Origin of the sequence: Aquirufa rosea (genome assembly GCF_004118285.1) — a bacterium.
In the GTDB taxonomy this organism is placed as follows: Bacteria; Bacteroidota; Bacteroidia; order Cytophagales; family Spirosomataceae; genus Aquirufa; species Aquirufa rosea.
Genome location: NZ_SDHY01000002.1, coordinates 119519 through 132678, shown reverse-complemented (window position 1 = coordinate 132678; position 13160 = coordinate 119519). Strand labels below are relative to the sequence as shown.

At 40.0% G+C, this 13160-nt stretch carries 13 protein-coding genes; 7 read left to right on the top strand and 6 right to left on the bottom strand.

What is annotated here, in order from left to right; all coding sequences use genetic code 11:
* From ESB04_RS03545 to ESB04_RS03525, 5 genes are read left to right on the top strand one after another with little or no spacing between them, the layout of a single operon-like run.
* Positions 1-1161 (top strand): glycosyltransferase, encoded by a 1161-nt coding sequence (locus ESB04_RS03545; RefSeq protein ID WP_129026345.1) that lies wholly within the window; start codon positions 1-3, stop codon positions 1159-1161.
* A 33-nt stretch (positions 1162-1194) separates the two neighbouring features.
* A complete protein-coding gene (locus ESB04_RS03540) occupies positions 1195-2226 on the top strand; it encodes a 2Fe-2S iron-sulfur cluster-binding protein (protein WP_129026344.1) in 1032 nt (343 codons plus the stop codon).
* A 2-nt stretch (positions 2227-2228) separates the two neighbouring features.
* Positions 2229-3353 carry an NADH-quinone oxidoreductase subunit NuoH gene (gene nuoH, locus ESB04_RS03535; protein ID WP_129026343.1) on the top strand — a complete coding sequence of 375 codons (1125 nt, stop codon included), beginning with the start codon at positions 2229-2231 and terminating at the stop codon, positions 3351-3353.
* A 4-nt stretch (positions 3354-3357) separates the two neighbouring features.
* On the top strand, positions 3358-3876 hold the full coding sequence (locus ESB04_RS03530; RefSeq protein ID WP_129026341.1) for a NuoI/complex I 23 kDa subunit family protein: 519 nt from the start codon (positions 3358-3360) through the stop codon (positions 3874-3876).
* 8 nt (positions 3877-3884) lie between these two features.
* A complete protein-coding gene (locus ESB04_RS03525; RefSeq protein WP_129026339.1) occupies positions 3885-4400 on the top strand; it encodes an NADH-quinone oxidoreductase subunit J family protein in 516 nt (171 codons plus the stop codon).
* Positions 4401-4462: 62 nt separating this feature from the next.
* Here the strand turns inward: ESB04_RS03525 and ESB04_RS03520 are convergent, their stop codons facing one another.
* A complete protein-coding gene (locus tag ESB04_RS03520; protein WP_129026337.1) occupies positions 4463-5152 on the bottom strand; it encodes a hypothetical protein in 690 nt (229 codons plus the stop codon).
* Between the two features lie 233 nt (positions 5153-5385).
* On the opposite strand from ESB04_RS03520, the gene ESB04_RS03515 reads away from it, so the two are divergent.
* Together ESB04_RS03515 and ESB04_RS03510 are read left to right on the top strand one after the other, a co-directional pair.
* On the top strand, positions 5386-6447 hold the full coding sequence (locus tag ESB04_RS03515; RefSeq protein WP_129026335.1) for a sensor histidine kinase: 1062 nt from the start codon (positions 5386-5388) through the stop codon (positions 6445-6447).
* 4 nt (positions 6448-6451) lie between these two features.
* Positions 6452-7201, top strand: coding sequence for a LytR/AlgR family response regulator transcription factor (locus tag ESB04_RS03510; RefSeq protein WP_129026333.1), 750 nt, complete (start codon positions 6452-6454; stop codon positions 7199-7201).
* Here the strand turns inward: ESB04_RS03510 and ESB04_RS03505 are convergent, their stop codons facing one another.
* From ESB04_RS03505 to wecB, 5 genes are read right to left on the bottom strand one after another with little or no spacing between them, the layout of a single operon-like run.
* Complete coding sequence (locus tag ESB04_RS03505) at positions 7202-9211, bottom strand: TonB-dependent receptor (RefSeq protein ID WP_129026331.1); 2010 nt, start codon at positions 9209-9211, stop codon at positions 7202-7204.
* Positions 9211-9972 carry a hypothetical protein gene (locus ESB04_RS03500; RefSeq protein WP_129026329.1) on the bottom strand — a complete coding sequence of 254 codons (762 nt, stop codon included), beginning with the start codon at positions 9970-9972 and terminating at the stop codon, positions 9211-9213. Before ESB04_RS03500 ends, ESB04_RS03505 begins: the two co-directional genes overlap by 1 nt.
* A gap of 23 nt (positions 9973-9995) precedes the next feature.
* On the bottom strand, positions 9996-10760 hold the full coding sequence (locus ESB04_RS03495; protein ID WP_129026327.1) for a glycosyltransferase family 2 protein: 765 nt from the start codon (positions 10758-10760) through the stop codon (positions 9996-9998).
* 1 nt (position 10761) lies between these two features.
* Positions 10762-12033 (bottom strand): glycosyltransferase, encoded by a 1272-nt coding sequence (locus ESB04_RS03490; protein ID WP_129026325.1) that lies wholly within the window; start codon positions 12031-12033, stop codon positions 10762-10764.
* Entirely contained in the window at positions 12030-13133 is a 1104-nt protein-coding gene (gene wecB / locus ESB04_RS03485; RefSeq protein ID WP_129026323.1) for a non-hydrolyzing UDP-N-acetylglucosamine 2-epimerase, read from the bottom strand. The genes ESB04_RS03490 and wecB overlap by 4 nt, the downstream gene beginning before the upstream one ends.
* Positions 13134-13160 lie beyond the last annotated feature (27 nt).

Below are 13160 nucleotides of genomic sequence, written 5' to 3'. Positions count from 1 at the left end.
ATGGCGGCAAAGATTCTTTTTGTAGGACATGATGCCAATAGGGCAGGAGCGCAATTGGTCTTGTTGCATTGGTTGAAGGAAAATGCGGCGAATGGACAAAAAGGATTTTTGTTATTGGAGAAAGGTGGTGATTTATTAGCTACCTATCGTAAATATGCAGAGGTATGGGTTTGGAGAAGGGAGCATAGTAAGTCGAGAAATTTTTTTAAAAAAATACCTTTTCTCAAAAGAGAGGAAAGTTCACCAGATCGGGAACCTAATAAGGCAGAAATTCAGACGATGTTGAGAGAGTTTCGCCAGCAAAAGTTTGATTTAATCTTAGGAAACACTGTGGCTTCATTGTCATTGATGCAACAGTTAAGTCCTTTGAAAATTGCATTTGGAGCTTATGTTCATGAATTGAAGTTCTCCTGCGAGACTTATGCTTCGGAAAAAGATATGCAGTTTCTAGCTCAAAAGGTTAAAAAGGTATATGCGGTTTCTGAGCAGGTAAGTTTATTGCTGAAGGATAAATATGAGATTAGTGAGGATAAATTAGCTTTATTACCTCCGGTGGCGGAATTAGCCAAAGCTAAATCCAGTACCACGGAACAAGTTAGAGAGCACTTGAATATCCCAGCTTCCAGTCCAATCGTTTTGGGGTGTGGATTGGCTGAATGGCGTAAAGGTACGGATGTATTTATTCGGGTAGCTAGGCAGGTTATTCGTTTGCGGCCTGATGTGCATTTCATCTGGTTAGGCATGGGGGATAATCTGTACTCAGCGGAGTTAATGGAGGAAAAAGAAAAATGGGATGTAAGTGCGCAAGTGCATTTAATCCCAGCTAAAGCAGATACTAAAGCTTATTTTGAAGCGATGGATTTGTTTTTCTTATCTTCTCGTGAAGATCCCTTTCCATTGGTTATGTTGGAAGCGGGATACCAAGCAAAGCCTGTGTTAGGTTTTAAAGAAAGTGGTGGAATTGCTGATTTTACCCGAGGTTTAGAGGGTTTGTTGGTCGACTATCTGGATGAAGGTCAAATGACAGAATTAATCATTCATTGGTTAGATAGCCCAGCCGCCAATCGTGAAAAGATAGGAGAAGAATTACAATTGAGGTCAACCCAGTACACTGTGGAAGCGTTTATGGCGCGTTGGGCAGAATTAGAAAAAGAGCTTTAAAAGAACAAGGGTTTCAACCCGGAAACATAGAAAATGAAAGTAACAATTGATAACATCACGCTAGAGGTAGAACCAGGTACTACCATTATGCAGGCAGCTAGGATGATAGGTCCGGAGATTGCTCCGCCTGCAATGTGTTATTACGAGCCCTTGAAAGGAACAGGCGGGAAATGCCGCGGCTGCTTGGTTAAGGTGACAGCTGGTTCAGAAAAAGATCCTAGACCCATGCCTAAGCTAGTGCCATCTTGTATTACAGCAGTTCAAGATGGTATGATTGTTGAAAATACCATCAATGAGCAAGTATTAGAGACTAGAAAAGGTATTGTTGAGTTTTTATTGTTAAATCACCCATTAGATTGTCCTGTCTGTGATCAAGCTGGAGAATGTCACCTTCAAGATTTTTCATTTGAGCATGGGGTTTCTTCTACTCGTACTGTAGAGGAGAGAAATACGTTTGAGCCTGTGGATTTAGGCCCATACATCAAGCTCAACATGAATCGTTGTATTTTATGTTACCGTTGTGTGTATGCAGCGGATCAGTTGACAGAAGGACGTGTTCATGGGGTAATGCACCGAGGCGATCATGCGGAGATTAGTACCTACATTGAAAAGGCTATAGATAATGATTTCTCAGGAAACGTGATTGACGTTTGTCCTGTGGGGGCACTGACTGACAGAACGTATCGTTTTAAGAGTCGTGTATGGTTTTCTAAGCCAGAAGATGCTCATTGTGAGTGTGAAAAATGCTCGGGTAAGGTAACTTTGTGGTATCGTGGAGAAGAAGTTATTCGTGTTACAGCGCGTAAGAATGAGTGGGGAGAGGTAAAAGATTTCATTTGTAATACTTGTCGCTTTGAGCGCAAGAAGACTTCGGATTGGGTGATTGAAGGTCCAACCAAAATAGCTCGTCATTCGGTGATTTCAGCCAATAAGTACGGGGCTAATTTGATTAAGCCATCCTTCCCAATCAAGCAAGCGGCGCTGGCTTATAAGCCGATTGATGATAATCGTGATCGTAGTTTTTTACCTGCTAAAAAGAGTCTTCCCAGTTCAGAAAAGAAATAATTATGGAATTACTTACTAGTGTATTTATAGCTAAAGCCATCATTGTAGGAGTCGTATTTGCGATTACCTTAGGGGTAGCAGCCTACTCCACTTATTTTGAACGAAAGATTGCTGCTTTTATGCAAGACCGAGTAGGTCCTGATCGTGCGGGACCCTTTGGTATATTACAGCCTTTGGCGGATGCGGTTAAAATGTTCATGAAAGAAGATTTTATTCCAGCTAACTCTAATAAATGGTTGTTTATTGCAGGTCCATGTATTTCTATGCTAACAGCGCTCATGACTTCAGCCGTAGTTCCATTTGGGGATACGGTGACTATTGATGGTGTAAGTTTTGACCTACAAGGAATTGATGTGAACATCGGAATTTTATGGGTGTTTGGTATCGTTTCATTGGGCGTTTATGGCATCATGATTGGTGGATGGGCTTCCAATAATAAATTTGCTTTGTTAGGAGCCATTCGTGCTGCTTCTCAAAATATTTCTTATGAGTTGGCCATGGGTATGGCCATCATTACCATTTTAATGATTACTGGTTCATTGTCTACGAAGGAAATTGTAGAGGTGCAACAAAACGGTCATTGGAATATATTTTACCAACCACTAGGCTTCATTATTTTTATTATTTGTGCTTTTGCCGAGTGTAATCGTACTCCATTCGACTTGCCGGAATGTGAAACGGAATTGATTGGTGGATACCATACGGAGTACTCATCTATGAAATTAGGTTTTTACCTATTTGCAGAATACATCAACATGTTTATTTCTGGTGCAGTTATGGCGACTCTTTATTTTGGAGGTTATGACTATCCAGGTATAGATTTTGTGACACAACAGTTCGGTAGCAATGTAGCTAGTTTTGTAGGTGTAGGAGCTTTGTTGGGTAAATCTTTAGCTTTCGTATTTGTATTTATGTGGGTTCGCTGGACGATTCCAAGATTTCGTTATGATCAATTAATGAACTTGGGATGGACAGGATTAATTCCTTTGGCCATGTACAATGTGGTAATCACTGGACTAGGTATATTACTTGGTAAACCTTTTATGGTATCTGTGGCAGGTCTTATTCTTTTAATTGCCGCATTGTTTGTGTATGATCAATTAACCGTTAAGAAAAAAATAGCTTAGGTATATGAAATTGAGCAATAAAACCAAGGTATTGGAACAAGGGGAAATGACCCTAGCGGAGCGTTTATATTTGCCTGCCATTGTAGGCGGTATGGCCACTACCTTAAAACACTTCTTTTCAAAGCCTGTAACGATTCGTTACCCAGAGCAAAAACGCTATTTGGGTCCTGTGTATCGTGGACAGCACATATTAAAGCGTGATGAGGCAGGTGCTGAGCGTTGTACTGCCTGTGGCTTATGCGCTGTGGCTTGTCCTGCAGAGGCTATTTCCATGGTAGCTGAAGAAAGAAAACCAGGAGAGGAAGCATTGTACCGTGAAGAGAAATATGCTAAGGTCTACGAAATCAATATGCTTCGTTGCATTTTCTGCGGATTGTGTGAGGAGGCTTGTCCTAAACAAGCCATCTATTTACAGCATGATAAAATGGTGCCTGTCTTCCATGAAAGAGATGAGGTTATTTGGGGGAAAGATAAATTAGTTGAAAAAATGGATCAGCGCTATTTACGCGATGGTTGGAAATAATTGAATGTATGGAAATCTCTAATATTTGGTATTTTTTATCGGCATTAACTTTATTGAGCGCCTTGATGGTGATTTTGTCTAAAAATCCCATCCACAGTGTCTTGTATTTGGTGTTTACCTTTTTTTGCATTTCGGCACACTATGTGTTGTTAAATGCACAGTTTTTGATGGCTGTGAATATCATTGTGTATGCCGGAGCCATCATGGTATTGTTTTTGTTCGTCATCATGATGTTTGATTTGAAGAAAAATACACCTGAAGCCAAGAGCTCCATGACCAAATTAGCGGGATCCATTGTGGCTGGCTCACTCTTGGTGGTCTTGATTGCCATTGTGCGTAAAAATGCCATTCCTGGACCAGCTTTGGAGAAGTTTAATTCACAGACGGGTATGGTTGAAAACCTAGGACAAGTTCTCTATGGAGAGTTTTTACTACCATTTGAATTAGTTTCTATCTTGTTCTTTGTTGCAATGGTAGGTGCAGTTCTTTTAGGTAAGAGAGAAGCAGGAGAAAGGAATTTCTAAGTATAGAAAACATAGAAAAGGCGAACCAAACAGTTCGCCTTTTTTTATACACTGAAAGTAGATTATTTTTTACTAGGTAATTGGTGATTAAAGAAGCCGACTTTTAAGCCTATCTGTCCGGAAAGACCTGATAATTCAGGTAATTCATCATTCCCAATGGCTAGGCGGTAGTTGGCTCCTACAAAAAACCGAATGTATTTGTGCACATTTAATTCTGCATTAACTCCAGGCTGTAAACCAAAAGCACTTCGACTGTATCTCCAGTAATAATCCCCTGAACGTCCAGGACCCGGCATGGCAGTAGAATTAACTAATCTTGGCTCTAGACCGTCGTTGTATCGAATTGCACCAATCATCAGGGGAAAGCTAATGTGAACTAGGTTATTAGCTTTGGGTGTGTAGGCCACAGATAATGCGGCGAAGCTTTGTCTTAAATCATTGGAATAGAGTTCATTTCTATGACGCATGCTTCCTATAAAACTACCACCAATCTCCCATTTATTATTCAGGTGTAAGGCTAATATGCCGCCTTCTTGAGGGCCAAGTTGACCAAACTGAAATATGGGAGAAAATGATAAACCATAACTTTTTAATTTGTTAGACGAATTGACCTTGAATAAGGTCTTGGGCTCACTTGTATTTGGACTTTCTTTCCTATCTTGGGCAGATTGGGAATTTTGTGCTATAGCAGCATGAAATAGGAAAACGGATAAATAGGAGAAAATGATAAGGCGGATTGAATAAAGTTTCATACAAGGTTGGTTTTTCTTTTTGGTTCGACTAAGGTAGGTAGCATTTCTCTAGAATTTTTTTATATTCGATTAGCCTAGTTCAAAGGAGGATGTATGAGCTTATTTTGTCGATAAGAATGGTTTAAATTATTGGTTGGCTGAATTTTCTCATTGGTCGATGCAATTACCGCTCCTGTAGACTGGATTTCTAATTTGATGATGTTTGGCTAGCTTTGTTATAGAATATTGCGTGTATGTGGAAAGCCTTATTACAACCTAAATCTCAACGAACGTTTAAGATCCTATTCAATCTTATTTTATGGGGATTGTGGATAGGATTACCTCTATTAAGTCCTGTGCATCAATCGCACTCCAATGAACATCCGCATCCACACCAAAATCCAGAATTTACTGAGCATATTTGGTTGGAAATTTGCACAGTAGTGCCTCTGTTTTACACCATTACATTGGTATTAATTCCCATTGTTTTTAGAAAAGGAGGCGTACTTCAATACATCGTAGCCGTCATTTTATTGGTTATTTCCTTTTGGTTCATCCAATATTTCCTAATGGCCTATGTGCTGCCCTTCGATGAGCAGTCGATGGAATGGCCTACACTCAATGGGTTTTTTCCCTTGATCATGATTACGGGAATAGCCTCTACTTATGGCTTATTACTTGAGTTTATTACTATTGAAGCCAGAAATGAGGAATCAAAAAATGAGCAAATGAAATCAGAGCTCTCTTTTTTACGTTCCCAAATTTCACCGCATTTTATTTTCAATGTATTGAACAGCATCGTGTATTTGATCCGTACCCAAGCAGATAAACAAGCGGAGGATGTGACAATTCGGCTTTCTAATTTGATGCGTTATATGCTCTATGATTCTGATCAAGCTATGATTCCATTGAGTAAGGAATTGGAATATTTGAAAAATTATATTGATTTACAGAAAATGCGTTTTGAGGATGATGTGAAAATTGAGTTTGAACAAGTGGGAACATTGCTTAATAGTGTGATTGAACCTATGCTTTTGATTCCATTTGTAGAAAATGCATTTAAACATGGTGTTGGATTCGTGGTGGATCCCATTATTAAAATAAGATTTGTCGTGGAAGAGGGGATTTTGAATTTTCAGGTGGAAAATAAAAAAGGGGACAGGGATCCGATGGTCAAGGATGAAAGCTCAGGTATAGGTTTGAAAAATGTTCGTCGAAGACTGGAATTATTGTATACGGGCCGGCATGTATTGGAAATCCAAGATTTAGAAAGAGATTTTAAAGTAGTATTGCGATTAAAATTGCATAAAATTTAAGCATATGGAAAAGCTACAATGTATCGTGGTGGACGATGAAAATATGGGGCGGAAATTATTAGAAGAGAATGTAAGACAAATTCCCTTCTTAGAATTAGTTGCATCTTGCAAGAATGCCTTCGACGCCATGGAAGTTCTACAGAAACAATCGGTCGATTTGATTTTTTTGGATATTCAAATGCCCGGTATGTTAGGGACACAATTTTTACAAACCTTGAAAGAGAAGCCATTGACCATTTTGGTGACTGCTTATGACCATTATGCGGTAGAAAGCAGCTATGAGCTAGATGTTGTGGATTATTTAATGAAGCCTGTAAGCATTGAACGTTTTAGTCTGGCTGCACATAAAGCCTTGGAATTATTCCAACTTAAAAAGAATAAGTTGGGGACTAATTCTAAAACAACCACCCCAGAAGCTGCACCCCAAGAAGATTTCTTCTTTGTGAATGTGGAATATTCCTTGGTGAAAATTTCAATTCCTCAAATCACACATATTGAGGGCCTGAAGGATTATGTGAAAATTTATTTGGAAGGAGAGAAAAGGCCAATTTTAACGAAGCTGACCATGAAGTCCATAGAAGCAAAAGTAAGTAGTCATTTATTCATGCGTGTGCATAAATCCTTCATTGTCAACATGAGGAAAATTGAGTCTATCAAGCAACAAAGAATCAAAATTGGGAATTTTGATATTCCTGTGAGTGATTCGCATGCAAGCGAATTAATGGAAAAGCTTAATTTTACTAGACCTTCCTAATCAAAAGAAGCCAATTTTCAGTCCACCCGAAAAATTCCTTCCTGGTGAGGCATTATAATACCTGGCGCCCACGGCATTCAAGTCAGGGCCAGCGCTGTATTTTTCATTGAATAAATTGTCCATAGCAAACCAAAGCTCCCAGCTGTATTTTGCCTGTCGTTTCTGATAAGAAATTTTAGAGTTCCATAATCGGCTAGAAGGCAAAATGTCCGTATTGGCATCATTCAGGTAAATATAATCTGTCATGAGGAGTTGCTGATTCCATTTTAAGCCAGGTAATAAATTCCACACCAATAATAGGGATTGTTGGAATGGGCTGGTTCCTGTCAGGAAGTTTCCTGAATAATTCCTTCCAGCTGAATTATAATCGGTAAATCGGAAATTCTGCCAGGTGGTGGCCGACAGGATTTGTACGAAGGGCGTGGCCGTCCATTGTACACTTAATTCCATACCTTGTTGGGTAGTTTTCCCCACATTATCGTAAAAGTCAGCACCGTCAGCAGCTCTTCTCAGTACAATAGTTTCATCTAAATTGAACTGGTACAAACTTAAATCCCAAGTTAAATTAGCTTTGGGTAGTAAACCTCGATAACTCAATTCATAATTCCAACCTTTTTCAGCTCTCAAAGTACGATTGATGACATTGGTCGATGGACGTATCTCCGCTATGCTGGGAGGAGAAAAACCATGCGCTATTTTCCCCACCAAATATTGATATGGACTTAGTTGGCGTACGATGGCTAACCTAGGAGAGAAGATTCCCTCGCTTGATTGGAATTCGGTCCAAAGTTTATTGTAGCTTCCAGCCAGGGTAAAGGCCCAGTTTTTTAGGCCATTGTATTCCATCTGTGTGAAAATACCCCCTTGCTGTACACGAGTATTTTGCTCAAATTGTAGGGTGTCTTTTATCCCTTTGCGGTTACCATAAGTTCGGCTATCAAATTGTCCAGATTGAAATTCATAACCGATATCCCAAGTGAATTGGCCCTGGCCTGCTGCTTGTTTATAATGAATTACCCCACGGTTATTGACATTAGGCTCATTTCTAAGTTCATAATTTCGAATGGTTGGGTTTTCCACTTGATTCACTTGTAAAGCATGCATGGCATCCCAAGCCCAGCGAGCATTCCAAGCATTGGAGACATGGGCACCTACTAAATAGCTTTTTAACTTAAAGGTTGCCATTTGTTCCACAGCACCTCGAATGGCCCCAGCCGCAGGTCTGGCTTGTGTCGGATTTTCTTGGTATTGCTTCAAGGTTAGTCCACCCGGTGTTTGGTAGGCTAAGTCTCCATAGTAAGCCAATACATTGATGGCCCCAGAAGTACTAAAGCTCTTGTTCCACTCATAGGAGAACCATTGTTTTTTCATGGCTGACTGTTCCCGATATCCTTGCTGTTGCCAAAATGAGGCATAAAAGCGGTGTGCATTACTTACATTTCCCAGGCGAATATCCCAAGATTGTTTGTAGCCACCTAAGGAATGGAAAAGTTCTTGATGGTGTACGGAGGGTGCTTGATATGCCTGGCTGGAAAGCAAAATAACGCCACCTGTTCCTGCTCCGTAAAGTCCTCCACTGGGACCTTTGGAAACCACCATTTGTTGGAATTGATCTGGATCTAGAAGAGCAAAATAGGAGTTGTTTCCCGCATCAGTGAAAGCCATTTGATTCCAATAGATTTTCACATTACGGACACCAAATGGTGCACGAAGTGAACTACCTCTTATGGCTAAACGGTAGCTACCTGGGGATCTTTCCTCCATACGAATACCTGCTTGGGTATTGAGGGCAGGTAAGAAACTGAGTGCATTGCCAATTTGTAATTTGCTGGAATCTAAGACGACGATGGCATCGGGAGATTTTAATGGATTTCTCTTTTTCTCAAATGCTTGTACTTCGACACCCGCTAAGGTTTTGTTGCTAAATTCATCTTTAGCTTGCCCCCAAACAAGTGCAGGGATAAGTAGAAAGGTACAAATCCGTATGATAGAAATTCTTAATAATTTCATTAAAAATAATAAGTAAGATAGCCCGAAAGAAAATGTACACTCGAAGCTGGAATTGATTTGGAATTAGGATTCGAGGACGCACCTAAATTAAGCAATTCATACATGAATGTTGCCCCGATTTGTTGGCGTTTGTACTCAATCTTACCTTTAAAAGAGAAGTCATTGGCCGTACTTAAGGTTTGGAAGGGAACACCCACGTATCTTCCAAATAATGTTACTTCACGGATAACAGGTTCGAATACTTGGGCTGTAAAAGCAAAATCATTTTTACCAGGTATTTTAATTCCAAAACCCGCCGTAACTCCGTGCAAGCTGTATTTTTCTTCCTCAATATATTTATAAGATGGGGTTGAAATTCTTCTTGCCAAGGATTTACTGTATAAACTCAGTAATGGATAAAAAAATGGATCAACCTTTTGGGCTTTGTATTGCCATTTAATTCCAAGTTCAGCTTCACCTCCACGATAGGCAGATTCTAAATGATTTAAATTACTAGGAGCATTTTGGGGCTCTATGAAGGAATAGGTAGCTAAATCTACGGGAGCCTGATGAATATTTCCATACGTTTTTAAACGCAAGAAGAAAAGCTTTTTGGATTGGGGTTTTTGAAAAGTTATCTGGGTAGCAAAGTCAATCGTTTGTTGGTTTTCATACCATAAAATATGGCTACTACCTACACTTGTTTCCAACTTAAATTTTTGTCCCCAAGTTAGAGGAATGGACGCAAATAAGAATAGTACTAAATAGCCCAGATTTTTCATATTACCTGTAAATTTAAAAAAGATTACCAGTATTTACCTCTTTTCTTCCAAGTAAAAAGAACTCCTCTAGCGATGATGATGAGGTGGTTGAAACAAGTGGTGAAAAAGCCAAAATGCTTACTGAGGATCAAAAAACGTTCTTTCCAAGTAGTTTGAAGATTTTTGACAGAAGCCCCTCCCATCAAATACCTACATATTGGATAATCAGTTTTTAAGATATTTTGGGCATTTTTTAAGCAATTAATTTCCCAATCAATATCTGAACTCATCCGGTAATCCATAGAAAAAGCGGGTGATATCTCTCTTTTGGCAATAAATGATTGGTGACATACGACCATTCCTCTTTTGAAATCTTTCCAACTTAAATGTGCTGGGAGTGGATGCGGACTTACCTCTGAGCGAAGCCCAATGGCCTTTCCAGCTGAGTTCACGAATATAGCATCTCCATACAATACGTCAGGGTTTTTTCTTAGATCAGCTAGCATATGACCCAAGGTGTCAGGCCCTGCTAAGGTATCTCCTGCATTTAAAAAATAAATATATTTACCTTGAGCTAGCTTCATTCCTTTATTCATCGCATCATAAATTCCCTGATCAGGTTCCGATACGATGTGGGCAATGTGGGAAGCATAGGACTGTACTAATTCCAGGGTGCGGTCCTTGGAACCTCCATCCATGATGATGAGCTCAAAGTCCTCTTCTCCTTGAGAAAAAATACTCCGTAATGTTTGGTCAATAAACGCTTCTGCCTGGTAAGTTACAGTGATAATGCTCAGGGTTTTCGACATACTATAGGCAAGTTTGGTAATATTGAATATGCTTTTCGGCAATGATAGAGGCTTCGTAATGAGATTCTACCTTTTTTCTTGCTGCCAATCCTAATTCCTTTGATTTTGGAAAAATATAGGCTATGCCCTCACTAAGGTCTTTGGCATTTTGAAATTGTGCCACATATCCATTTATTTGGTGCTCAATCATTTCGGGTATTCCACCTATTTGAAATCCTAAACAAGGAGTACCGCAGGCCATGGCTTCCATGATGGTATTGGGTAAATTCTCCTCCAGTGAAGGGGTGATAAACATTTCTGCGGCTTGATAAGCCTTCATCATGATGTTTGGATCATGGACAATGCCCAAACAACGCAATGCCAAAGGGAGTGATTGTATGGTGGGTAGGTCAGAAATTTCACCCACGACCAACAACTCTGTAGACGAGGCTTGTTCCGGATATTTTTCAACCCATAGGTCCAAGGCCTTTTTTAGATAGTGAAATCCTTTGGCTGGAGCGTTGACACGCATGGCTACAAATAACAAATATTGCTTGGCAGGATCTAAACCTAAAGATTTTTTTGCCTCCGTTTTATCTCCCATTTTAAACAGTCCTACATCGATAGGGTTAGCTATCGTTTGTATGGTCCTTCCTTTCAGGATGCTACTAGATTCTGCCCGTTGACCAAGCCATTCGGAACAGGTGATGATATGTAAATTGGGGTATTGAAATTTTTGTTGCTTGGCAGCCCATAATCGATGAGATATATCTTCACTTTTCGGACAGGCTAAAAATTTACATTTACCACAATGCAACTCGAAATGTAGACAATCTCCACTATGGTGACACCCCCCTGTAAATGCCCACATATCATGCAGGGTCCAGAATACGGGCTTATTGAGTTGAAGTATTTTTTCAATGGAATCGATGGACAAAAAACCGAAATTGATCCAATGTAAATGAATGATATCTGCCTCTAAGAGGGCAGGGTGCCGACTGATGTCTTGTCCAAAAATACCTGGATTGAAATGGAAGCGAATCGATTTGTCCTTTTCAAAAAGTAGAAAATAAAGCCTTTCTGATACAAATCGAACCCAAGTCATCCATTTTTTCCAGATGCTTGTTTCTAAGGATTGACTAGGCCCAATTCCTCCTTTTTTTTGGACTAATGTTTTTACATCATGCCCCGCCTGGGTTAAGGCTTCATGCAAACGTCCACAAGCAATCGCCGCACCACCATTTTGATCATGGTAGGAGAGTAATACGATTTTCAAGGGCCTTTCAGGTTTCATGAATGAGGAAATAGTTGATGTATGATGGCAGCTATTCTTTCTGCGGCATGTCCATCCCAAAGGGGTGGGATTTCTCCTTTTTTCACTTCTCCTTGCAGGACTTTGCTTAGTGTAGTAAAGGTCTTTTTAGGATCCAAATCAGATAAAAGCTGATTCGTTCCCAGGCTTACGGTAATCGGTCTTTCTGTACTATCCCGAAATGTCAAACATGGAACCCCTAAATAAGTTGTTTCTTCCTGAATACCTCCAGAATCGGTTAAAATGGCGGAAGCATTTGACATCAATTGAATGAATTCAATGTAGCCCAATGGTTCGGTAATAATCAAGTTAGGAATTTGATTTAGCCTTTCTGTCAAATGGAATTTATCCATATTGGCCCGGGTTCTTGGGTGAATCGGGAAAATTACCTGGGTTTTGGAACTACTCAATTCCAATAATTCCAAGATGGAAATCAGCCCCTTTTCCGTATCAACATTGGCTGGGCGATGCATAGTAACCAAAATGAATTCGTGGGTATTTACTTTTAAATCCGTCAAGATACTACTTTGCTGGGCTTTTTCTCGGTATCTCTCTAGGGAGTCGATCATTACATTGCCGACAAAAAATACTTTTTCTGGAGCTACGCCCTCTCGACTTAAATGTTGCATCCCACTTTCTTCCGTCACGAATAGGTAATCAGCCACAGAATCCGTCAAGATTCGATTGATTTCCTCCGGCATTTTCCTGTCTCCAGAGCGCAATCCTGCCTCCACATGAGCTAAAGGAATGTTTAATTTGATGGCCACTAGAGTGCAGGCTAAGGTAGAAGTAACATCTCCCACCACCACAATTAAATCCGGCTTTTCATCCAAGACTATGGGCTCAAATGCTAACATGATTTTAGCCGTCACCTCAGATTGAGTACCCCCACCAATTCCTAAAAAATAGTCGGGCTTCGGCAGTTCTAGCTGAGTGAAGAATATATCACTCATTTTAGCATCAAAATGCTGCCCCGTATGAACTATTTTAGATTCCCATCCTTCCATGGCTTGAATGGCACGGTGGAGAGGAGCTACTTTCATGAAATTGGGGCGAGCACCCACTATTTGTATTACTTTCATAAGAGGCTAATCGATATAATTGCTTGG

What these genes read in the sequence shown, in the direction of transcription:
- ESB04_RS03545 (WP_129026345.1), top strand. Translation starts at nt 1, where the DNA reads ATGGCGGCAAAGATTCTTTTTGTAGGACATGATGCCAATAGGGCAGGA.
- ESB04_RS03540 (WP_129026344.1), top strand. Translation starts at nt 1,195, where the DNA reads ATGAAAGTAACAATTGATAACATCACGCTAGAGGTAGAACCAGGTACT.
- nuoH (WP_129026343.1), top strand. Translation starts at nt 2,229, where the DNA reads ATGGAATTACTTACTAGTGTATTTATAGCTAAAGCCATCATTGTAGGA.
- ESB04_RS03530 (WP_129026341.1), top strand. Translation starts at nt 3,358, where the DNA reads ATGAAATTGAGCAATAAAACCAAGGTATTGGAACAAGGGGAAATGACC.
- ESB04_RS03525 (WP_129026339.1), top strand. Translation starts at nt 3,885, where the DNA reads ATGGAAATCTCTAATATTTGGTATTTTTTATCGGCATTAACTTTATTG.
- ESB04_RS03520 (WP_129026337.1), bottom strand. Translation starts at nt 5,152, where the DNA reads ATGAAACTTTATTCAATCCGCCTTATCATTTTCTCCTATTTATCCGTT.
- ESB04_RS03515 (WP_129026335.1), top strand. Translation starts at nt 5,386, where the DNA reads ATGTGGAAAGCCTTATTACAACCTAAATCTCAACGAACGTTTAAGATC.
- ESB04_RS03510 (WP_129026333.1), top strand. Translation starts at nt 6,452, where the DNA reads ATGGAAAAGCTACAATGTATCGTGGTGGACGATGAAAATATGGGGCGG.
- ESB04_RS03505 (WP_129026331.1), bottom strand. Translation starts at nt 9,211, where the DNA reads ATGAAATTATTAAGAATTTCTATCATACGGATTTGTACCTTTCTACTT.
- ESB04_RS03500 (WP_129026329.1), bottom strand. Translation starts at nt 9,972, where the DNA reads ATGAAAAATCTGGGCTATTTAGTACTATTCTTATTTGCGTCCATTCCT.
- ESB04_RS03495 (WP_129026327.1), bottom strand. Translation starts at nt 10,760, where the DNA reads ATGTCGAAAACCCTGAGCATTATCACTGTAACTTACCAGGCAGAAGCG.
- ESB04_RS03490 (WP_129026325.1), bottom strand. Translation starts at nt 12,033, where the DNA reads ATGAAACCTGAAAGGCCCTTGAAAATCGTATTACTCTCCTACCATGAT.
- wecB (WP_129026323.1), bottom strand. Translation starts at nt 13,133, where the DNA reads ATGAAAGTAATACAAATAGTGGGTGCTCGCCCCAATTTCATGAAAGTA.